The organism is Asanoa ferruginea (genome assembly GCF_003387075.1).
Lineage (GTDB): Bacteria > Actinomycetota > Actinomycetes > Mycobacteriales > Micromonosporaceae > Asanoa > Asanoa ferruginea.
Genome location: NZ_QUMQ01000001.1, coordinates 75693 through 96960, shown reverse-complemented (window position 1 = coordinate 96960; position 21268 = coordinate 75693). Strand labels below are relative to the sequence as shown.

19 protein-coding genes, 1 tRNA gene and 2 pseudogenes are annotated in these 21268 nt (G+C 71.1%); 11 read left to right on the top strand and 11 right to left on the bottom strand.

Going from position 1 to position 21268, the window contains the following annotated elements:
* The first annotated feature begins 80 nt into the window (after window positions 1–80).
* Both DFJ67_RS00450 and DFJ67_RS00445 read left to right on the top strand, forming a co-directional pair.
* A complete protein-coding gene (locus tag DFJ67_RS00450) occupies window positions 81–2909 on the top strand; it encodes a PQQ-dependent sugar dehydrogenase (RefSeq protein ID WP_409362943.1) in 2829 nt (942 codons plus the stop codon).
* A 55-nt stretch (window positions 2910–2964) separates the two neighbouring features.
* A complete protein-coding gene (locus tag DFJ67_RS00445) occupies window positions 2965–5076 on the top strand; it encodes a ThuA domain-containing protein (protein ID WP_116066038.1) in 2112 nt (703 codons plus the stop codon).
* Between the two features lie 568 nt (window positions 5077–5644).
* Here DFJ67_RS00445 and DFJ67_RS00440 read toward each other — a convergent pair.
* From DFJ67_RS00440 to DFJ67_RS43575, 3 genes and pseudogenes are all read right to left on the bottom strand, one after another.
* Complete coding sequence (locus DFJ67_RS00440) at window positions 5645–6583, bottom strand: endonuclease domain-containing protein (RefSeq protein ID WP_116066037.1); 939 nt, start codon at window positions 6581–6583, stop codon at window positions 5645–5647.
* A gap of 100 nt (window positions 6584–6683) precedes the next feature.
* Complete coding sequence (locus tag DFJ67_RS43580) at window positions 6684–7085, bottom strand: helix-turn-helix domain-containing protein (RefSeq protein WP_239097312.1); 402 nt, start codon at window positions 7083–7085, stop codon at window positions 6684–6686.
* 107 nt (window positions 7086–7192) lie between these two features.
* Window positions 7193–7666 (bottom strand): annotated as a pseudogene (locus tag DFJ67_RS43575) (GlxA family transcriptional regulator); the annotation flags it as partial.
* Window positions 7667–7763: 97 nt separating this feature from the next.
* On the opposite strand from DFJ67_RS43575, the gene DFJ67_RS42170 reads away from it, so the two are divergent.
* From DFJ67_RS42170 to DFJ67_RS00420, 5 genes are all read left to right on the top strand, one after another.
* Window positions 7764–8300, top strand: a complete 537-nt coding sequence (locus tag DFJ67_RS42170; RefSeq protein WP_147315370.1) for a hypothetical protein — start codon at window positions 7764–7766, stop codon at window positions 8298–8300.
* Window positions 8297–8455 carry a hypothetical protein gene (locus DFJ67_RS42485; RefSeq protein WP_170215705.1) on the top strand — a complete coding sequence of 53 codons (159 nt, stop codon included), beginning with the start codon at window positions 8297–8299 and terminating at the stop codon, window positions 8453–8455. Before DFJ67_RS42170 ends, DFJ67_RS42485 begins: the two co-directional genes overlap by 4 nt.
* The gene (locus DFJ67_RS00430) at window positions 8433–9380 is read left to right on the top strand and encodes an aldo/keto reductase (protein ID WP_116066036.1); all 948 of its coding nucleotides are present in this window, start codon (window positions 8433–8435) and stop codon (window positions 9378–9380) included. Before DFJ67_RS42485 ends, DFJ67_RS00430 begins: the two co-directional genes overlap by 23 nt.
* Before the next feature lie 10 nt (window positions 9381–9390).
* Window positions 9391–9735, top strand: a complete 345-nt coding sequence (locus DFJ67_RS00425) for a cupin domain-containing protein (protein WP_116066035.1) — start codon at window positions 9391–9393, stop codon at window positions 9733–9735.
* A gap of 99 nt (window positions 9736–9834) precedes the next feature.
* Window positions 9835–10257 (top strand): hypothetical protein, encoded by a 423-nt coding sequence (locus DFJ67_RS00420; protein ID WP_116066034.1) that lies wholly within the window; start codon window positions 9835–9837, stop codon window positions 10255–10257.
* Here the strand turns inward: DFJ67_RS00420 and DFJ67_RS00415 are convergent.
* The 3 genes from DFJ67_RS00415 to DFJ67_RS00405 all read right to left on the bottom strand — a co-directional run bounded on the left by DFJ67_RS00415 (window position 10254) and on the right by DFJ67_RS00405 (window position 13062).
* Window positions 10254–11534 (bottom strand): ATP-binding protein, encoded by a 1281-nt coding sequence (locus DFJ67_RS00415; RefSeq protein ID WP_116066033.1) that lies wholly within the window; start codon window positions 11532–11534, stop codon window positions 10254–10256. The genes DFJ67_RS00420 and DFJ67_RS00415 overlap by 4 nt on opposite strands.
* A gap of 155 nt (window positions 11535–11689) precedes the next feature.
* Complete coding sequence (locus DFJ67_RS00410) at window positions 11690–12646, bottom strand: Gfo/Idh/MocA family protein (RefSeq protein WP_116066032.1); 957 nt, start codon at window positions 12644–12646, stop codon at window positions 11690–11692.
* Entirely contained in the window at window positions 12643–13062 is a 420-nt protein-coding gene (locus DFJ67_RS00405; protein ID WP_203783813.1) for an ester cyclase, read from the bottom strand. The genes DFJ67_RS00410 and DFJ67_RS00405 overlap by 4 nt, the downstream gene beginning before the upstream one ends.
* 114 nt (window positions 13063–13176) lie before the next feature.
* On the opposite strand from DFJ67_RS00405, the gene DFJ67_RS00400 reads away from it, so the two are divergent.
* The 3 genes from DFJ67_RS00400 (at window position 13177) to DFJ67_RS00390 (ending at window position 16085) form a co-directional block, all read left to right on the top strand.
* On the top strand, window positions 13177–13755 hold the full coding sequence (locus DFJ67_RS00400) for a TetR/AcrR family transcriptional regulator (protein WP_116066030.1): 579 nt from the start codon (window positions 13177–13179) through the stop codon (window positions 13753–13755).
* 1 nt (window position 13756) lies between these two features.
* Window positions 13757–14911 carry a glycosyltransferase gene (locus tag DFJ67_RS00395; protein ID WP_116066029.1) on the top strand — a complete coding sequence of 385 codons (1155 nt, stop codon included), beginning with the start codon at window positions 13757–13759 and terminating at the stop codon, window positions 14909–14911.
* A 166-nt stretch (window positions 14912–15077) separates the two neighbouring features.
* Window positions 15078–16085, top strand: coding sequence for a sugar phosphate isomerase/epimerase family protein (locus DFJ67_RS00390; protein ID WP_116066028.1), 1008 nt, complete (start codon window positions 15078–15080; stop codon window positions 16083–16085).
* Between the two features lie 55 nt (window positions 16086–16140).
* Here the strand turns inward: DFJ67_RS00390 and DFJ67_RS00385 are convergent, their stop codons facing one another.
* The gene (locus DFJ67_RS00385) at window positions 16141–16452 is read right to left on the bottom strand and encodes a hypothetical protein (RefSeq protein WP_116066027.1); all 312 of its coding nucleotides are present in this window, start codon (window positions 16450–16452) and stop codon (window positions 16141–16143) included.
* Between the two features lie 253 nt (window positions 16453–16705).
* Between DFJ67_RS00385 and DFJ67_RS00380 the strand changes: the two genes are divergently transcribed.
* Window positions 16706–16781: transfer RNA gene (locus DFJ67_RS00380), tRNA-Asn, on the top strand.
* 3 nt (window positions 16782–16784) lie between these two features.
* Here DFJ67_RS00380 and DFJ67_RS00375 read toward each other — a convergent pair.
* From DFJ67_RS00375 to DFJ67_RS44630, 4 genes and pseudogenes are all read right to left on the bottom strand, one after another.
* Window positions 16785–18803 carry a 1-deoxy-D-xylulose-5-phosphate synthase gene (locus DFJ67_RS00375; RefSeq protein ID WP_116066026.1) on the bottom strand — a complete coding sequence of 673 codons (2019 nt, stop codon included), beginning with the start codon at window positions 18801–18803 and terminating at the stop codon, window positions 16785–16787.
* A 4-nt stretch (window positions 18804–18807) separates the two neighbouring features.
* Window positions 18808–19812, bottom strand: coding sequence for an adenosyl-hopene transferase HpnH (gene hpnH, locus DFJ67_RS00370; protein WP_116066025.1), 1005 nt, complete (start codon window positions 19810–19812; stop codon window positions 18808–18810).
* Window positions 19813–19815: 3 nt separating this feature from the next.
* Complete coding sequence (gene ispH, locus DFJ67_RS44635) at window positions 19816–20787, bottom strand: 4-hydroxy-3-methylbut-2-enyl diphosphate reductase (protein WP_459348958.1); 972 nt, start codon at window positions 20785–20787, stop codon at window positions 19816–19818.
* A 123-nt stretch (window positions 20788–20910) separates the two neighbouring features.
* A pseudogene (locus DFJ67_RS44630) lies at window positions 20911–21267 on the bottom strand (phosphorylase family protein); the annotation flags it as partial.
* Window position 21268: the final 1 nt, after the last annotated feature.

The window sequence follows — 21268 nt, the reverse complement described above, 5'->3', positions numbered from 1 at the left end:
TCGGAATCCGCTACGGCAACAGGCGCGACGGCGCGCGCCCTGCCTGGCAACACGTCAGGAAGGGACTGTCCATGTCTCTAATGGACAATCGTCGCGCGTTGCGCCGCCGAGCCGCCGGTGCGGCTCTGTTGCTCGTCACCGCGGCGCTCACCGGCACCGTCGCGGCCACTCCGGCCGCGCAGGCACACACCATCAACGCCACCGACTTCCAGCAGGTCACCCTGGCCAAGGGCGTCAACGAGGTCGGCGAGCCGATGTCGCTGGCCGTGCTGCCGGACCGCTCGGTCCTGCACACCGCCCGCAACGGCGTGCTGCGGCGCACCGACGCCAACGGCACCACCAGCGTGATCGCCACCATCCCCGTCTACAACCACGACGAGGAAGGGCTCCAGGGCGTCGGCATCGACCCCGGCTTCGCCAGCAACCGCTTCATCTACGTCTACTTCGCGCCGCCGCTGTCCACCCCGGCCGGCGACGCACCCGCCACCGGCACCAACTGGACCGCCTGGCAGGGCGTCAACCGGCTCGCCCGGTTCACCCTCAACGCCGACTTCACCGTCAACATGGCCAGCCAGGTCACCGTCCTGGACGTGCCGGCCGACCGGGGCATCTGCTGCCACGTCGGCGGCGACATCGACTTCGACGCGGCCGGCAACCTCTACCTGTCGACCGGTGACGACAGCAACCCGTTCGACTCGGCCGGCTTCGCCCCGATCGACGAGCGCACCGACCGCAACCCGGCCTACGACGCGCAGCGCTCCGCGGGCAACACCAACGACCTGCGCGGCAAACTCCTGCGGATCAAGGTGAACGCCAACGGGACCTACTCGATCCCGTCCGGCAACCTGTTCGCACCGGGCACGGCCCGGACCCGCCCCGAGATCTACGCGATGGGCTTCCGCAACCCGTTCCGGATCAGCGTCGACAAGGCCACCGGCGTGGTCTACGTCGGCGACTACGGCCCCGACAGCGGCAGCACCGACGCCAACCGCGGCCCGTCCGGCCAGGTCGAGTTCAACCGGGTCACCTCGGCCGGCAACTACGGCTGGCCCTACTGCACCGGCACCAACACCACCACCGAGACCTACAACGAGTGGAACTTCGCGACCAACAGCACCGGCGCGAAATACAACTGCTCCGGCGGCGCGACCAACAACTCGTTCCGCAACACCGGCCTGGCCACCCTGCCCGCCGCCCGGCCCGCCTGGATCAAGTACGGCGGCGACAGCGGCACCCCGACCGAGTTCGGCGGTGGCTCCGAGTCGCCGATGGGCGGCCCGGTCTACCGCTACAACGCGTCCAGCACCTCCACCACGAAGTTCCCGCAGAGCTTCGAGGGCCAGTTCTTCGCCACCGAGTTCGGCCGCGGCTGGATCAAGCCGATCCACGTCAACGCCGACGGTACCCGCGGCACCATCGACGCCTTCCCCTGGGTCGGCAAGCAGGTGATGGACTCGGCGTTCGGCCCCGACGGTGCCTACTACGTGCTCGACTACGGCACCGGCTACTTCAACGGCGACGCCAACTCGGCGCTCTACCGCTTCGACTACGTCGCCGGCGGCAACCGGGCACCGACCGCGGTCGCGACCGGTTCGCCCACCTCCGGCCAGGCACCGCTCACCGTCCAGTTCTCGTCGGCCGGCTCCACGGACCCCGACGGCGGCGCGCTGACCTACTCGTGGGCGTTCGGCGACGGCACCACGTCGACGGCGGCCAACCCGTCGAAGACCTACAGCACCAACGGCACCTACACCGCGACGCTGACCGTGCGTGACCCGCAGGGCGCGACCGGGACCGCCAGCGTGCAGGTCGGTGTCGGCAACACCGCACCGACGGTCAACATCAGCGTTCCGGGCAACGGCCAACTGTTCAACTTCGGCGACACGATCCCGTTCACCATCACGGCCAGTGACCCCGAAGACGGCACGATCAACTGCGCCCGGGCGAAGATGACCTACGTCCTCGGGCACGACCAGCACGGCCACCAGATCACGTCCGTCACCGGGTGCTCCGGGTCGATCACCGTCCCGACCGACGGGGAGCACGACGCGGCGGCGAACATCTTCGCGATCTTCGACGCCGAATACACCGACAACGGCGGGCTGGTCACGCACAAGCAGTTCACCTTGCAGCCCAAGCACCGCCAGGCCGAGCACTACAAGACGGCCGCCGGCGTCTCGCTGATCACCAAGACCGGTGCCGAGGGCGGCCGGACGGTCGGCGACGTCAACAACGGCGACTGGATCTCGTTCGACCCGTACAAGATCAATAACGCCACGTCGGTAACCGCCCGGGTCTCCTCCGGCGGCGTCGGCGGCACCCTCCAGGTGCGGGCGGGCTCGGCGACCGGCACCGTCCTCGGTTCGGTCGCGGTGGCCAACACCGGTAGCTGGGAGACGTTCACCAACGTCACCGCCAACCTGACCGGGGTCCCGGCCGGCACCACCACGCTCTACCTGACGTTCGCGGGTGGCACCGGCGCGCTCTTCGACGTCGACGCGTTCACGTTCAACACCAGCGGCGGCAGCAGCGGGACCGGCCCGGTCGTCGGGCTGGCCAACAAGTGCCTCGACGTGCGCAGCGGCGCCACGGCCGACGGCACCCAGATCCAGCTCTACACCTGCAACGGCACCGCGTCGCAGAGCTGGACCCGCACCGGCTCGACGCTGCGGGCGCTGGGCAAGTGCCTCGACGTCAGCGGCGCCGGCACGGCCGACGGCACCAAGATCCAGCTCTACACCTGCAACGGTACGGCGGCCCAGAACTGGTCCGTCGGCGCCAACAGCTCGCTGGTCAACGCCGGCTCCAACAAGTGCGCCGACGTGAGTGGCAACAACTCGGCCGACAGCACGCCCGTCAACCTGTGGACCTGCAACGGCGCCGCGAACCAGCGGTGGACCCTGCCCTAACCCCACCCCGCGGGGGCGCCCGCCCAGGCGCCCCCGCTCCTTCCTGGGAGAGCAGATGCGCAGACTCATCCGGACCGCCATCGGCGCGGTCACCGCCGCCCTGGCCGTCATCGCCTGCACCGCGCAAGCGGGGCCCGCCAGCGCCGCCGACGCCGCCTACGACGTGCTGGTCTTCTCGAAGACCGCGGGTTTCCGGCACGACTCCATCCCGGCCGGCATCCAGGCCATCCGCGACCTCGGCGCGGCCAACAACTTCACCGTCACCGCCACCGAGGACGCCAACACGTTCACCGCCGCCGGGCTCGCGCCCTACGAGGTGGTGGTCTTCCTGTCGACCACCGGCGACGTGCTCAACGCGACGCAGCAGACCGCGTTCGAGAACTTCATCCGGTCGGGTCGCGGCTACGTCGGCGTGCACGCCGCCGCCGACACCGAATACGACTGGCCCTGGTATGGCAACCTGGTCGGCGCCTGGTTCGCGTCGCACCCGGCGATCCAGCAGGCCAACGTCAAGGTGGAGAACCGGGCCACCGCGGCCACCGCCCACCTGCCGCAGACCTGGACCCGCACCGACGAGTGGTACAACTATCGCACCAACGTCCGCTCCAGCGCCCGGGTCCTGGCCACGCTCGACGAGGCCTCCTACTCCGGCGGCGGCATGGGTGCCGACCACCCGCACATCTGGTGCAAGGCCTACGACGGCGGCCGCTCGTTCTACACCGGCGGCGGCCACACCCAGGAGTCCTTCGCCGACTCGGCGTTCCGGGCGATGCTGCTCGGCGGCATCCGGTATGCCGCCTTGAGGACCAAGGCCGACTGCCGGCCGGAAACCGGCTACACCACGCTCTACAATGGATCGACTTCTGGTTGGTCGCAGGCCGGGCCGGGTTCGTTCACCAACTCCGACGCGACGCTGAAGTCGACCGGCGGCATGGGCCTGTTCTGGTACAGCGCCAAGCAGTTCAGCTCCTACTCCCTCAAGCTCGACTGGAAGATGGACGGCGACGACAACTCCGGCATCTTCATCGGCTTCCCGCCGTCGACCGACCCCTGGTCCGCGGTCGACAACGGCTACGAGATCCAGATCGACTCCACGGATGCGGCCGACCGCACCACCGGATCGGTCTACACGTTCAAGTCGGCCGACATCGCCGCGCGCGACGCCGCCCTGAACCCGCCGGGGGAGTGGAACACCTACGAACTGCTGGTCGAGGGCGAGCGGCTGCAACTCTTCCTCAACGGCACGAAGATCAATGACTTCACCAACACCAATCCGGTGCGGTCGCTCGCCGGCCACATTGGCATCCAGAACCATGGCACGGGCGACGACGTCTCGTTCCGTAACGTCCGGATCAAGGAACTGGGCACGCCGCCTCCGACTGGTTCCGACGTGACCGTGCAGGCCGAGTCGTTCTCGTCGGCGTCCGGCGTGCAGGCGTTCACCAAGGCGGGCGCCAACAACGGGCAGACACTGGGCTACATCGAGCCGGGCGACTGGGCGGCCTACAACGGCGTCAACGTCGGCGGTGCCACCACCTTCCGGGCCCGCGTGGTCTCCGGCGGCGCGGGTGGCACGATCCAGGTCCGCAACGGCTCGGCCACCGGGACGGTGCTCGGCTCGGTCGCGGTGCCGAACACGGGGTCGTGGGACACGTACGCCAATGTCCAAACGACCTTGACCGGTGTGCCCTCGGGCAATGCCAACGTCTACCTGACGTTCACCGGTTCCGGCACCGGACTGTTCGATGTGGACGACTTCACGTTCGTGAAGGGCTCTCCTCCCCCCACCGGCACTGGCCGCATCGTCGGCCTGGCCGGGAAGTGCCTGGATGTGCGCAGCGGCGGCACGGCCGACGGCACCCAGATCCAGCTCTACACGTGCAACGGCTCGACCGCGCAGACCTGGACCCGCACGGGTTCGACCTTGCGGGCGCTCGGCAAGTGCCTCGACGTCTCGGGCAGCGGCACGGCCGACGGCACGAAGATCCAGCTCTGGACCTGCAACGGCACCGGCGCCCAGAACTGGTCGGCGGGAGCCAACAGCTCGTTGGTCAACGCCACCTCGTCGAAGTGCCTCGACGTGAGCGGCAACAACTCGGCCGACAGCACGATCGTCCACTTGTGGACCTGCAACGGGGCCGCCAACCAGCGCTGGACCCTTCCCTAGCCGCGGGGGCCGGTACGGGACGCCCACAACCCGTGCCGGCCACCGCCCCCACCCGACGCACCCTCCGCGCCTGCCCTGCGGAGGGTGCGTCGCCACGTTTCTTGGGTTCCTGGTCGTCAGCACAGCGCGGGGCCGTTCGAGGATGTCGGCGCTGCCGCTCGAGCCGGTGGCAGCGCGGGGGTTCTGCCGCTCGAGCCGATGGCCGCCCGGGGCGCTCTGCCGCTCGAGCCGATGGTCCCCGGGGGCCGCTGCCGGTCGGGCCGGTGGTCGCGCGGGGTTGCCAGCCCCGGCTCAATCGGCGGCGCTGACGGGCGTCGCTTCGCTCAAGCCAAGGTCCTCGTGCTGCACGCGGCTCGGGACGTTCTTTGCCGGCTCGGAGGCCATAGAGTCGGCCGGCTGCGCGGTGGGTGGCGACGCACCCCCATGATCATGTGTGCTCTATCGGCACGGCGGAGGGGCTGAGCCGTGATCATGTGCATCAGATCTGCACGACACGCCGCGGTCTTTGCAGGTGGGGCACACATGATCATGGTGGCGACCGGGTGACGTGGCGATGGGATGCAAAGGATCAAGCCCGGTTTCGCAGGATCGCCAGAACCTCTCGCCGCACCGCCTCCGGTTCTTCGGTCAAGCGCGCGTGGCTGAGTCGGACGACGAGAATGCCGCGTGCCGCTAACTCCGCGTCCCGGCGAAGGTCGATCTCACGCTGACGGGACGTGCCGTGGACGCTGGCGCCATCAAGCTCGAAGTCGACGCGCGTCTCCGGGTGGTAGACGTCGAGATAGGCGGTGTAGCGGTCGAGCCGGATCGGCACTTGTCGGTTGAACGCCGGCATTCCTGGACTCGCGAAGACATGGTCGTCGCCCCAGATCTCAAGAGGGCTCCGACACCCGGCGGCGAGTTTCGCAAGCAAGCTGCGTAGCTCGCCACGACCGGTCAGCTTGGGCGCCGCCGTCAGCGCGTCACCGAGGCGCTGCGCCGTCGTGAGGCGATCGTTGACCGCGGCGATGACCGGTGCTCGCCGTCGCGCTGGCGGCAACCACGACCACGCATCGACCAAGGACTGCTCGAGCTGGGTAACGGCGAAGCCGTCTCGGACGACGACCTGCGGTGCCTCCAACGAATGATGAACCACGAGCCAGCCGCGCGACCGTGGCGTTGAGCCGTGGGCGACCGTAACGTGTTCGCGCTCCAACACCTGCCCGCTCACGAGCCCCCAAACCGCCAGCGCCGACGTGTGACTGAGGGCCCCACCCCCACCCTCCCCGCCCGGACCTGGCGGTTGGCGACTGTTGCCGCCGTTGGCATAGGTCAGCGCGGCGCGGCGGCGGACGGCTGCGTCGCCGGCGCGCGACGCGTCGGCGTAGACGCCTGGAAGCACTCGCACGAGGCGCTTCGACCTCACGCCATGATCGATCGCCCATCGGGGAACCGATGCCTCCCGCGCGGCGGCCCAGCACACCACGCCGCCCCCGGTGTGCAGTGCCTTGACGAGTCTCGGATCCACTGGCAACAGGATGGCCGCCGCGGGTGGGCGCGGGCAACGAGCTCCGGGCTGCCTGTGGATAACCGGAACGTGTGGAAAGCGACGCGTCCTCCGAGAACGGCTAGGCGGCGCCGCGGCGCATGCCGTACGTGTGGCGGTAGTGGGCTGGTGCGGCGCCGACCTGGCGGGTGAACTGGGCCCGCAGCGTGTCGACGCTGCCGAAGCCCGCCGTACGGGCCAGTGACTCGATTGTCTGGTCCGTCGTCTCCAGGAGTTCGCGGACCAGGTCGATGCGCTGGTTGGTGAGCCAGCGGTGCGGAGTCGTCCCGGTCGCGTCCCGGAAGAGCCTGGCGAACGTGCTCGGCGCCAGCCGGGCCTCGCGGGCCAGGTCGGCCACCGTGATCGGGTGGTCCAGCCGGCCCATTGCCCAGGTGATCGCGTCCTGTAGCGGGTCGGCGGCGGCCACGGCCGGCAGTGGGGCGCGCAGATACTGGGCCTGGCCGCCGTCGCGGTGTGGGGGCACACCATCCGGCGGGCGACCTCCGCCGCGACCGCCGCCCCGTGGGCCCGGCGGAGCAGGTGCAGGCCCAGGTCGATGCCGGCGGCGGTGCCGGCCGACGTCGAGATGCCGCCGGAGTCGACGTAGAGGACGCCGGGGTCGAGCTGGATCTTCGGATAACGGCTGGCCAACTCGGCCGTCCAGCGCCAGTGCGTCGTCGCCGGGAGGCCGTCGAGGAGGCCGGCCGCCGCCAGAACGAAGGCGCCCCGGCAGATGGCCATCAGGTGGGCGCCGCGGTCGCGGGCGGCGTAGAGATGGTCGACTAGCTTGGGGTCCGGCTCGGTCTCCACCCACGCGCCGGCCACCAGCACGATCAGGTCGGCTTCCGCCAGGCGGTCGAGCCCGGAAGAGGGGGCGACCTCGTAGCCGGCCGTCGTGCGGACCGGCCCGCCGGCCACCGACGCGAGCGCGAAGTCATAGCGGGGCAGGCCCTGGTCCGACCGGTCGAGCCCGAAGAGCTCACAGGCGATGCCCAGCTCGAACGGGGCGACCCCGTCCGCGACCGGCACGGCGACGTTCGTGATCTTCAACGGGGCAGTGGACATACCCCGAGCGTGACAGACCGGGAAAGAGCAGGAAATGCGGCCTGCCGAGTGGAATTGCCCCGGTAGTCTCCAGCCGCCCCGGCCACAGACTGGCGCAATGGGGCGAACTCTCAGCGCGACGCTGGCTGTCGCGACGGCGTACGGGATGCTGCTGCTGCACATCAAGGCGCTCGGCGGCACCGAGGCGACCTTCGGGCTGCTCACCGCCGTGGCCGCCGTTCCGGCCGCGGGTCTCCTCGGCACCCTGCTGAGCTTCCCCGACCGGATCCGGCCGCCCGTCCTGCTGGCAACGGCCTCGCTCGCCTATGCCGCGGCGGCCGCGTTGCAGCGGCGGCCGCGTTGCCGCGGCGGCCGCGTTGCTGGCGACGCTCGACAGCCTCGGCGCCGCGCTGGCGGTGCTGACGGTCGTGCTCGGATCGACCTGGTCGGTCGTCTACCCGGTCGGGCCGATGGTCGTCAGCGAGCACATCTCCGACGACGCGCGCGCCGCCCGGATCGGCTACCTGACCGGCACCATCCAATTAGGATGCGCGACCGCGACCGCGCTCGCTGCCACCGCCGCTGGACTGCTGATGTTCGCGCCGGCCAGCCGGTCGCCCCGAAAGTCACGACGCTCTACCCGGCCAGGTCGTGATCGTGGCCTTCCCGCTGGTCGCCGGCGCCGTGATCGCCGCCTTCAGCTATCAGACCGTCTTCGGCGTGCTGGTCGCCCTCGCCGTCGCATTGCTCGTCTTGAGCACCCGCCGTTCTACGTCAGGAGCATTGGATGTTGTACGCCCGACTCGGTAACTCCGGCCTGCGGGTCTCCCGGATCGCGCTGGGCATGATGAGTTACGGCGACCCCGCGACCGACTCCTGGGTGCTGCCCGAGGAGCGGGCCGAACCGATCGTGCGGCGGGCCGTCGAGGCCGGCGTGACGTTCTTCGACACGGCCGACATGTATTCCAACGGTGTCAGCGAGGAGGTCACCGGCCGGCTGCTCGCAAAGTTCTTCGCCCGCCGTGACGACTACGTGCTCGCGACCAAGGTGTTCTACCCGATGACGCCGGACCCCAACGGCCGTGGGCTGTCGCGCAAGCACATCATGGATGCCGTCGACGCCTCGCTGGCCCGGCTCGGCACCGATCACATCGACCTGTATCAGATTCATCGCTGGGACGACTTCACACCGATCGAAGAAACAATGTCGGCATTGCATGATGTCGTACGGGCTGGGAAGGTGCGCTATCTCGGTGCCTCGCTGATGCGCGCGTGGCAGTTCGCGACCGCCCAGTTCGTCGCGCCCACCCGGTTCGTCTCCATGCAGACCAGATACAACCTGGTCTACCGCGAGGAGGAGCGCGAGATGATTCCGTTCTGCGCCGACCGGGGCGTCGGTGTGCTGCCCTACAGCCCGTTGGCGCGGGGCGTGCTCGCCGCCCGGCCGCCGGGGACCGTGACGCCGCGGTTGCTCGCCGAGCCCCGCACCCCGGCCGGCAACGACGTCGACGTGCTGAACGCGCTGCGCGTCGTGGCCGAAGCGCGCGGTGTGCCAGCGGCTCAGGTGGCGCTCGCCTGGACGATGCGCAAGCCGGCCGTCGTCGCGCCCGTCGTCGGTGCGACCACGCTCGGCCAGGTCGACGACGCGGTCGCCTCCGTCGAGCTGGCACTGACCGACCAGGAATTGACCGCCCTCGAAGCGCCCTACCGTTCGCACGAGCTGCTCCCGTACTAGCGTCACCACTATGGCGCTACACATTGAGAACGGAGAACTTCCCGGAAACGAGATCTCGCGTACGTTCCTGGGCCGCGACCACGGCGGCGTGCCGATCTCGTTCTTCATCCAGGCGAGCCCGACCGGCCACGGGCCGGGGCCGCACACCCACCCGTACGCCGAAATCTTCGTTCTTCATGAGGGTTCGGGGTCGTTCCTGGCGGGTGACGAGACGATCGAGGCCACTGGCGGCTCGGTCGTCGTCGTGCCTGCCGGCGAGGTGCACGGGTTCACCGGGTCGTCGGCGGGGCCGCTGCGGATGACCTGCATCCACACCAACGACGAGATGATCACCGAGTGGGTCGAGCGGGGCTGATCGTCCGGGCCTGTCCGGGCCTGTCCGAAACGATTGCTGGACATCGACGGGCTTTGGCAGCGTCGGCGGCGAGGATCACTCCTACGAAGGGAGCCGCACGTGCGGAGAAAACTCGTCACCGCGTTGTCGACCCTGCTGCTCGCGCTGCCGGCAGCAGTCTTCTTCGGCGCACCGGCCGCGCAGGCGGCCCTGCAGCCACCCGCCGGATGCCGCTACTTCCACACCGTCAACCCCTACTACGGCGACACCTGCTTCGAATGGGCCGGCGACGACCAATGGGTGTACGACGGCGTCGGTGACGGCTGGAGCGCGCGGGTCGAGATCGAGACCCTTTACGGCAAGGTCCGCTGGTGCGCGAACACCGAGACGGCCGGGCACTGGGTCGAGTGCAAGTTCGACCACGAAGAAGCCTCGTGCGTGCACTTCCGGATGTACGAGCAGGACGGCGGCGACAACGGCCCGACCCGCTACTGGACCGACTGGACCGACTGGATCAGCACCAGCACCGGGGCTGACTGCTAGGCCACATGGAGGACCGGCGCGGGCCGGTCCTCCACGGACCGGGCCAGCTCGGCCGCATAGCAGCGCAGCAGCGGATGGAGCGCCGGGGACCGCCCGGTGACCAGCTGGGCGCGGACCAGCTCCCGCCCGGCCGCCCCGCCGATGACCGGCTCCGGGCCGGTGCCCAGCAGCCGGAACAGCCGCTGGGCACCGTCGGTCAGCCGCCGGTAGGACAGGAAGAACGACGTACGCAGGTTCGTCGCCGGGTCGTCCGTGCTCAGCGCGTCCAGCGGCGCCGCCCGGAGCTCCGCGGCGAGGGCGGCCGCGGACAGCCACGGCTGCTGTGCGAGGCGGGCCGCCGCCGCGGTCAACGCCAGCGGCAGCCCGGCGCACCGGTCGACCAGCCGCGCGGCGGCCGGCCCGGCACCGACGCGCCGTGCGGCGGCCGGTCCGGCGCCGAGCCGTTGGCTCAGCAGGAGCCCCGCGGCGGCGGAGGTGAGCACGTCGAGAGGCAGCGGCCGGGCACCCTCGCCGACGACCAGGCCGTCGAGCTGCACCCGGCTAGTGACCAGGCAGGTCGAGCTGGCCGGCAGCAGCGGACGGACCTGCTCGACCGAGGCCGCGTTGTCCAGGACGACCAGCACCCGGCGGGACGCGAGCACGCTGCGGTAAACGGCCGCGCGGGCGTCCGTTTCCGGCGGGATGCGCCAAGGCGGGACGTCGAGTGCGACGAGAAAGCCGTGCAGCACCGCGCCGGGGTCGAGCGGTGCCCGGGCCGGGTCGACACCGCGCAGGTTGACGTAGAGCTGGCCGTTGGGATGATCCCGGGCGGCCTGCCGCGCCCAGGCGGTGGCCAGGGCGGTCTTGCCGACACCCGGCATCCCGGTGACGACGACCGCGCCGGGCTCGTCGGCCAGCCGGTCGAGAAGCGCGAGCTCCCGGTCCCGGCCGACCAGGTGGGCCGGACCGCCCGGCAGCTGGCGGGGCACGACGGCGCGCTCCGCCGCGGCGGCGGACCCGGCGCCGTCCCTCGCATGGACCTCGCGCCACGCCGACCGCCAGGCCGCCGCCCGCTCGCCGGTCACACCGCACACGCCGACGTAGCGGAGCACCAGGTCGAGGGAGGGCAGCCGGTCGCGGCGCGGGCTCAGCAGGTCGCCGAGCGTGCTCCGGGCCAGCCCGCTGTCCCGGCTCAGCCGGCGCAGGGGAGGGTCGCCCGCCCAGATCTTCAGCAGCCGCAGCTCCTGGACGAACCCGCCGACGGAGGTGGCCCTGGCCGGGTCGGGTTCGGCGGTCACGTCGTCGCGACGGGCACGGCCACGGCCGCCAGGCCGGGCAGCACCGCTCCTGGCCCGCGCAGCATCCTGCGAGTCATGGGCAGGTCCCCTTTCACCAGAACTCGCCCACAACGCTGCGCCCGTCGCCTTGCCAACTCCCTTGCCAGCGCCGGCTGCTAGCCCGCCGCCAGCTCCAGGTCCTTGATCGCCCGCAGGCCGACCATGCCGTCGGCGGGCGGGCCGCCCTGACCGGCGATGGCGCCGAGGACCGCGGCGAGCTGCGGCACGAAGGGACTGCCCGGCGTGAAGTCCAGCCGCTCCCCGTTGAGCCGGACCTCGCCGCCGCCTTCCGGCCCGAGCGTGTCGGCGCAGACCGCGATGCCGCGATCGCCGAAGATCTCCACCCGGGTGTAGATCTCGAACTGCACCGAGCTCAGCACCTCGACCGTCGGCCCGGAGGCCAACTGCGCGGCGATGGCGGCCGACTCGTCGCGCGGTGCCTGCCACCTCGTGTTGCTGAGGACGGCGGTGAACTGCGCCCAGTCGTCGAGGTCGTCGGCGAACCAGCGGGCCAGGTCGAGGCAGTGCGTGCCGGTCGCCGACAGCGACCACCAGCGCGCGATGTCGCTGCGCGCACGCCAGTTGGATTCCGCGATCGGGAACGACCACATCACCCGCAGGTGCCGGATCGTGCCGAGCGCCCCGGCCCGGACGCGTTCCCGCAGTGCCACATGCCCGGGATGGCAGCGCAGGTGGTAGCCGCTGGCCAGCACCAGCCCCTGCGCCGAGGCGAGGTCGACCAGTGACCGCGCCTCGGCCTCGCTGACCGCGATGGGCTTCTCCACCAGCACGTGCTTGCCGGCGCGCAGGCTCGCGGCCGCCTGCGGGAAGTGCAGCCCGTCCGGCGAGGCGATGACGACCAGTTCGATCTCCGGGTCGGCGAGGAAGGCGTCGAGGTCGGAGTAGGGGCGTGCGTCGGACGCGTCGAACGTACGCAGAAAATCGCGCCCTCCGGCCTCGGACCGGGACAGCACCGCCGCCAGCCGGGCCGAAGGCGACGCCATCACCGCCGGCCCATGGCACGCGGTGGCGATGTAGCCGGTCCCGATGATCCCGACGCCGACCTGACTCATGCGAGGCCGACCTGCTTCATGAAGGTGGTCAGGTCGTAGAAGAGGTTCTCCTCGACGATCCTGCCGTCGACCCAGTGCGCGACGGTGCAGAAGTCGACGGAGAACGACCGGCCGGTGGGTGGGACGTCGCCCAGCGCGCCGGTCATGGTTCCGGTCCAGTGCGCGACCGAGCAGGTCCACTCGCCCGAGCCGAACAACACCTTGTAGGGGCGGTTGTCGAGGTGCTGGTCCGGGAACGCCGTGAAGAACGCGACCGCCTCGGCCTCGTGGTTGTGTCGCCCATGCGTCTCGGGCCGCCCAGGCCAGCGCACCACGACATCGTCCGCGTGGCGGCTGTTGAACGTATCGAGATCCTGACTGTTCCAGGCGTCGTCCAACGTCTGCATCAGTTCGAGGTTCTGCTGCTCGGCTCCCACCGCTCCGAAATTACTAGGCGGGAAGTGCCGGTGTAGCGCGATTGGGATCTCCCCAGATTTCATGTTAACGAGCATTGACATGAAATTGCGGGCCGGCCTAGCGTCGAGGGCGAGATGGAGAGCAGACGCGGTTACACGATGCGGGCCCGGAGCGACGCCAAGGCGGCGACCCGGCAGCGGATCCTGCGGTCGGTGCTCGAGCTGAGCGAGGAGAAGATGACGATCGAGATCACTCTCGACGAGGTCGCCGCGCGGGCCGGCACGAGCGTGCAGACCGTGCTGCGCCACTTCGGCAGCCGCGACGGCCTGCTCGACGAAGCGGTGGCCGCGGCCTCGGCCGAGGTGGTCGAGGAGCGCCGCGCGCCGGCCGGCGATCCGGCCGCCGCCGTGCGGGTGGTCGTCGCGCATTACGAGCGCCGCGGCGACTTCGTCCTGCGGATGCTCAGCCAGGAGCACGACCCGCGGATCGCCGCCGTCGTCGGCCCCGGCAAGCTGCTGCACCGCGCCTGGGTCGAGGAGATGTTCGGGCCGTTGCTCGCCCGCCCCGCCGACCGCGAGGCGCTGGTCGACCTGCTCGTCGTCGCCACCGACGTCTACGCCTGGAAACTGCTGCGCCGCGACCGCGGCCTCGACGCCGCCACCGTCGAGGCGCGGATGCTCGCGCTGGTCGACGCCATCCTCGGGAGGTCCTGAGATGCACGCGCTCTTCGTCACCGTCGACGGCGGCGGCAACCTGCCGCCGGCGCTCGGCATCGCCCGCGAGATCGTCCGCCGTGGCGGCACCGCACGGTTCCTCGGCCACGAGCCGCAACGCCGGGCGATCGAGGCCGCCGGCTTCGCGTTCGAGCCGGTGCGCGAGGGCCTTCCCTACGAGGCGGCCGCCCCACGCAGCACCCTCTCCGGCCTGCGCGACCTGACCGCGGTCTTCGCCGACGCCGGCATCGGCGCCGACGCGCTGCGTCTGGCCGCCGCCGCGCCGACCGACATCGTCGTCGTCGACTGCCTCCTGCTCGGCGCCATGCGGACGCTGATCGAGGCCGGCATCCCGACGGTCTCGCTGGTGCACACGCTGTGGAGCTACTTCGCGGGGCAGGCACGCGGCCCGGTCGGGGCGATCCTGCGGCTGCGCGGCATCCGGATGCGCCAGGTGCTGGAGTCGCCGGCGCTGAGCCTGGTCACCACCCGGCCGGAGTTCGAGCCGCCGGCCGCGAGCTTCCCGGCGCGGGTCCGCCACGTCGGTGTCGTCTGGCAGGACCCGCCGGCGCCGCCGCCGCCCCGGGCCGACCCGCCCCGGGTGCTGGTGAGCCTCAGCACGACCCGGTTCCCCGGGCAGGAACGCGCCCTTCGGTCCATAGTGGATGGCTTGGCCGACCTGCCCGCGGAAGTGGTCGTCACCACCGGGCCCGCGGTCGACCCGGCGATCCTGCGGAAACCCGCGAACACCACCATCCATCGGTACGCCGACCACAGCGCCCTGATGCCCGGCGCCGCGCTGGTGATCGGCCACGGCGGGCACGCCACGACCGCCCGGGCGCTGTCGCACGGCGTACCCCTGCTGGTCATGCCCATGCACCCGCTGATGGACCAGCCGGCGATCGGCGCGGCGGTGACCCGGCTCGGTGTCGGCCGGTCGATCAGCAAGACCGCCCGGCCGGCCGAGATCCGCGCCGCGGTCGTCGCGCTGCTCGACAGCGCCGCGCACCGGGCGGCCGCCATCAGGCTGGGTGCCGAGATCCGCGAACACGACGGCGCCGTCCGCGCCGTCGACCTGATCGAGACCGACGTCCACCCGCGTCCGGCGCCCGCCCAGCGGCGAGAGCTCTTCCCCGATCAAGGCCGCCCGATCTAGAGTGAGGTCGCTGCCGCGGAAGCGGCCGGCGGCCGGGCGGGAGGCGCAACCCGCCCGGGCGTAAAGGCACGTCGGCTTCCGACGTGGCGGCGACGGACCGTCGGACGGTCTCCTCGCGCCTGTCCACCACCAGGATCCCGGGTCACTCACAGGGAGAAGAAGGACAATGGCGCGACCCATCACGCTCTTCACCGGCCAGTGGGCCGATCTGCCGTTCGAAGAGGTGTGCCGGCTGGCCTCCGAGTGGGGCTATGACGGGCTCGAGATCGCCTGCTGGGGCGACCACTTCGACGTCGACAAGGCGGTCAACGAGGACGGCTACGTCGACCGCAAGCGGGAGACCCTCGCCAAATACAACCTCCAGGTCTTCGCGATCTCCAACCACCTGGTCGGCCAGGCGGTCTGCGACCACCCGATCGACGAGCGGCACCAGGACATCCTCCCGGCCCGGATCTGGGGCGACGGGGAGCCCGAGGGGGTCCGCCAGCGGGCCGCCGAGGAGATCAAGGACACCGCCCGCGCGGCCGCCAAGCTGGGGGTCAAGACCGTCGTGGGGTTCACCGGGTCGTCGATCTGGCACACGCTGGCGATGTTCCCGCCGGTGCCGCCGTCGATGATCGAGAAGGGCTACGAAGACTTCGCCAACCGGTTCAACCCCATCCTCGACGTGTTCGACGAGGTGGGTGTGCGGTTCGCGCACGAGGTGCACCCGAGCGAGATCGCGTACGACTACTACACGACCAAGCGCACCCTCGAAGCGATCGGCGACCGGCCGGCGTTCGGGCTCAACTGGGACCCGTCGCACTTCGTCTGGCAGGAGCTCGACCCGGTCAACTTCATCTTCGACTTCCAGGACCGGATCTACCACGTCGACTGCAAAGACGCGAAGGTACGCACCGGCGACGGCCGCCGCGGCCGGCTGAGCTCCCACCTGCCCTGGGCCGACATGCGCCGCGGCTGGGACTTCGTGTCGACCGGCCACGGTGACGTCCCCTGGGAAGACTGCTTCCGGGCGCTCAACGCGATCGGGTACGACGGCCCGATCTCGATCGAGTGGGAAGACGCGGGCATGGACCGGCTGGTCGGCGCCCCCGAGGCGCTCGAGTTCGTCCGCCGGCTGGCGTTCGACGCGCCCAGCGCGGCCTTCGACGCCGCGTTCTCCAGCAAGGACTAGGCGCGACGAAGGGCCCCTCGCCGGTTAGCGGCGAGGGGCCCTGTCACGGCCCATATCAGGGCATGGGCTTCGTGGGTGCCCCCGACGAGGACGACGTCGTCGACGAGGTGAGTTCGCTTCCGTTGGCGCCGTTGCCGGTGCCCGTGCTCATCTTCTCGCCGAGCTTGGTGTGGCTCAGCTTGTCCTTGCCCTCGGACACGAGGCGGTTGGCCTGGGCCTGGGCCGTGCCCTTGGCCTCCTGCACCGTCGGGTGGTCCATCATCTTGCGGGCCTGCTGGACGATCTCTTCGTACTTCTCCCGGCCCGCGCGGGCGCCCAGGACGAAGCCGGCGGCAAGTCCGCCGACGAACCAAAGCTTTCCGCGCATTGCGGCTCCTTCCGTGTGCCGGACGCGATGATCCACGTGCACGGCGACGTTTGTGGTCCCCGGTTACCTACCCATCGTGCAACCGACCCATGCGTCGGAAGCGCTATCTGACTAATTTGCCCTGTTTTCGGCGCCAGCGGGCGCGAACGCACCGCAGAGCGTGTCCTACCCCCACCCGATGCCCCCGAAACAGCCCGCATCCTGTACTCTCGTACCGGTCGCGCGGTGCGGGAAACCACGCCGCAACCAGCGATCCCCCGTAGCTCAATTGGCAGAGCAGCCGGCTGTTAACCGGCAGGTTTTTGGTTCGAGTCCAAACGGGGGAGCCACCTTCAGTTAGCCCGCGGCAGCTCTCGCCGCACCGCGTCCGCGATGCTCTCGGCGTCGAGCCCCCGCGCCTTCAAGATCGCGCTCCGCGAGCCGTGTGCCAGGAACCGCTGCGGCAGCGCCAGCGACCGCACCGGCACATGCGACCCGGCTCCCCGCAGCGCCCGCGACACCGCGTCGCCATACCCGCCGTGCGCCCCGTTGTCTTCGACGGTCACCACCAGCCGCTGCCCGGCCGCGGCCGCCACCAACTCCGGATCGACCGGCAACAGCCACCGCGGGTCCACGACGGTCACCGGCGCGTCCAGCCGATCGGCCGCCGCCAGCGCCGCCGCACCCAACGGACCCACAGCCAGCACGAGTACGCCCTCCGGCGCCGAATCCGGCCGCCCGGCCACGCCGGAGGCCGGTACCTGCCCGGCACCGCCAGAGGCCGGTACCTGCCCGGCACCGCCAGAGGCCGGTACCTGCCCGGCACCGCCAGAGGCCGGTACCTGCCCGGCACCGCCAGAGGCCGGTACCTGCCCGGCACCACCGGAGCCCGGTACCTGCCCGGCCCCGGCCGAGGCGGGAACGGCCCCGCCCGAGGCGGGAACGGCGCCACCCGGCCCGGCCGCCTGCCACGGGCCGCCGGGCGCCCACGAAGGCCGCTGGGCCGAACCCCAGCGCAGCACATCGGCGCTGCCCAGCCGCCCCACGGCGGGGAGCGCGGGCCCCACGTCGGCCTTGGGGAAGCGCAGCGCCGCCGGCCCGTCCCGGTGTGCCACCGCCTCGCGCAGCAGCAACCTGAGCTGCTCGCCGTCGCGCGGTGCCGCTACCCGCATCCCGGGCACCAGCCCGAGCAGCGACAGATCCCACATGCCGTGGTGGGACGGCCCGTCGCTGCCGGTGATCCCGGCCCGGTCGAGCACAAACGTGACCGGCAGCCGGTGCAGCGCGACATCCATCATGACCTGGTCGAACGCCCGGTTGAGGAACGTCGAGTAGACGCACACCACCGGGTGCAGGCCGCCCGTGGCCAGCCCGGCCGCCGAAGTGACCGCGTGCTGCTCGGCGATGCCCACGTCGAACGCCCGGTCGGGATAGCGGTCGGCGAACGCCTGGAGCCCGGTCGGCCCGAGCATCGCCGCGCTGATCGCGACCACATCGGGCCGAGAAGAACCCAGGGCCACCATCTCGTCGGAGAACACCGACGTCCAGCTCCGCGCACCAGAGGACGGGCCGGCCGGGCCGACCGTGTGCATCCGGTCGGCCTCGTCCTGCTCGGCCGGCGGGTGTCCGAGACCCTTTCGGGTCAGGCAGTGTACGACCGTCGGCGTGCCCAGCGACCGGGCCTTGCGCAGCGCCACCTCGACCTCGGCCGTGTTGTGCCCGTCGATCGGGCCGAGGTAGCCCAGCCCCAACTGTTCGAACACCGACGCCGCCGAGCCGTTGGCGGAGTGCAGTGACGCCAGGTGGGCCGAGACCGCACCGGCGGTCGGTGCGTAGGAGCGGCCGTTGTCGTTGAGCACGACCACCAGCGGCCGCTGCGGCGCGGCGCCGATGTTGTTGAGGGCCTCCCACGCCATGCCGCCGGTGAGCGAGCCGTCGCCGACGACCGCGACCACGAAGCGGTCGGGCCGGCCGCCGATCGCGAAGGCCTTGGCCAGGCCGTCGGCGTAGGACAACGCCGTCGAGGCGTGCGAGTTCTCGACGATGTCGTGCGCGCTCTCCGACCGCGACGGGTAGCCCGACAGCCCGCCCTCCTGGCGCAGGCTGTCGAGCGCCGCCCAGCGGCCGGTGAGCATCTTGTGCACGTACGCCTGGTGCCCGGTGTCCCACACGATGGCGTCGTGGGGCGAGTCGAACACCCGGTGCAGCGCGAGGGTCAGTTCGACCACGCCGAGATTCGGGCCGAGGTGGCCCCCGGTCCGCGACACCGACTCGATCAGCCGCGACCGGATCTCCGCAGCCAGCGCGGGCAGCGCCGACTCCGGCAGTGCCCGCAGGTCGGCCGGGCACTGGATGTGCGACAGGTAAACCATCAGGTCACCGCCCGACGGCCGCCCGCACGGACTCCTTGAGGGAGCCGAGAGTGGCGATCACCGCCGTCGGCTCGTATCCACAGTGGGCCATGCAGTTGGCGCAGCGCGGGTCCTTGCCCCGACCGAACGCGTCCCAGTCGGTCTCCTCGATGAGCTCCTTGTAGGTGGCCGCGTACCCGTCGTCGAGCAGGTAGCACGGGCGCTGCCAGCCGAGCAGCGAGTAGGACGGGATGCCCCACGCGGTGCAGGCCAGGTCGCGCTTGCCCTCCAGGAAGTCCAGGAAGATCGGCGAGTGGTTGAGCCGCCACTTGCGCCGCCGCCCGTTGGCGAAGGCCTTGGCGAACAGCTCGCGGGTCTCGGTGACGCCGAGCCAGTGCTCCTGGTCGGGTGCCTTCTGATAGGCGTACGCCGGTGAGATCTGCATGTTGTCGACCTCGACCACGTCGTTGAGGTAGTCGAGGACGCCGATCACGTTCTGCGGCGAGTCGTTGCTGAAGAACGTCGTGTTGGTCATCACCCGGAAGCCGGCCGCCTTGGCCATCTTGATGGCGTCGATCGCGCCCTCGAAGCCGCCCTCCTTGTTGACCGACAGGTCGTGCCGGTCCTTGAGGCCGTCGACGTGCACCATCCACGAGAAGTTGCGGTGCGGCTTGAACTTGTGGAGGTGTTTGGGCATCAGCAGCGCGTTGGTGCAGAGGAACACGATCTTGTTGCGGGCCAGCAACTGCCGGACGATCTCGTCGATCTCCTTGTGCATCAGCGGTTCACCGCCGGCGATGGAGACCATCGGCGCGCCGCTCTCCTCGATCGCGGCGACGGCCTGCTCGACCGGCATCCGCTTCTTGAGTAGCGCCGCCGGCTGTTCGATCTTGCCGCAACCCGCACACTTCAGGTTGCACGCGAACAGCGGCTCGAGCTCGACCAGCAGTGGGAACTTCTCCCTGCGGAGCAACTTCTGCTTCAACAGGTAGCGGCCCAGCCGAACGTTCTGCCGAAATGGCATCGCCATCGTTCAGCTCACCTCCTTGGGCAATGTGAAACGCAGGACTTCCGGATCCGCGGACGGCTCGTCCACGGTGAGGGGTCCGAGCCCGCCGAGGCAGCCGACCAGTTCGTCGACCAGGGTGGGCGGCGCGGACGCGCCGGCGGTGACGCCAATGCGGCGCATGCCGACGAGCGTGTGGAGGTCGAGGTCGGCGGCGTGGTCGACGAGCCGGGCCGGCACGCCTTCCCGCTGTGCGACCTCGACCAGGCGGAGCGAGTTCGACGAGTTGGGTGAGCCGACCACCAGCAGCAGGTCGCAGTCGGCGGCGATGTCACGCACGGCCCGCTGGCGGTTGGTGGTGGCGTAGCAGATGTCGTCGCTCTTGGGCGCCTGCAGCTCCGGAAACCGGGACCGCAGCACGTCGGCGATCTCGGTCGCCTCGTCGACGGCCAGGGTGGTCTGCATCGCGTAGGCGACGTTGCCGGCGTCGCGCGGCACCACCCGGGCGGCCGCGGCCACGTCTTCGACGACCACCACGTCGGCCGGCGCCTCACCGACCGTGCCCTCGACCTCTTCGTGGTCGGCGTGGCCGATCAGGAACACGGTCGCCTCGCGGGAGCTGTGCCGGCGCACCTCGGTGTGCACCTTGGTGACCAGCGGGCAGGTCGCGTCGACCACCCGCAGCCCGCGCGCCTCGGCCTCGGCCCGCACGGCGGGGGAGACCCCGTGTGCGGCGAAGACCAGCACGCTGCCCGGCGGCACCTCGTCGACCTCGCCAACGAAGATGGCGCCGCGCCGCTCCAGGTCGTGCACGACGTGGGTGTTGTGGACGATCTGCCGGCGTACGTAGACCGGCGCACCGAACCGCTCCAGCGCCCGGTCGACCACCTCGATGGCCCGCTCGACGCCGGCGCAGAACGAGCGCGGGTTGGCCAGCAGTACCTCGCGCGGCCCGGTCGCGGCGGCCCACGCGTCGATGGCCGGGACGGCCCGGCGCAGCAGGCGCAGGGCACGGATGCCGCGGCGGGCGGTGCCCGGGCGCAGCAACGGCTCGGTCGGGGTGTCGACGACGACCCGGACCACCGCGAACGGCGACTCGGTGGGCGCCAGCCAGATCGACTCGGTGTCGACGGCCAGCGCGCCGGTGGCGGCCAGCCGGGCGCGGGCGGCCCGCCCGGCGACCCGGTGCTCGGAGGCGATCGGGCCAAGATGGACGATCAGGCCCTGCCGGCGCAGTTCGGCGGCCAGCAGCGGGGCCGACGGGCACTGCCGCACGCTGCCGTCGGGGCCGCGCACCTCGGTGGCCACCACCACGTCACCGGGGCGCACACCCGGCCCGAGCCCGCCGCCGACGCCGGCGACCAGCACCGGCCGCCCGCCGAGGGCGCCGGAGGCATGGAAGGCCTTGGCCGCCCGGCGCGGACCCATGCCGACCCGCAGCACGGCCGTGCGCGCGCCGCGGAGCGCCCGGCGCTCCACA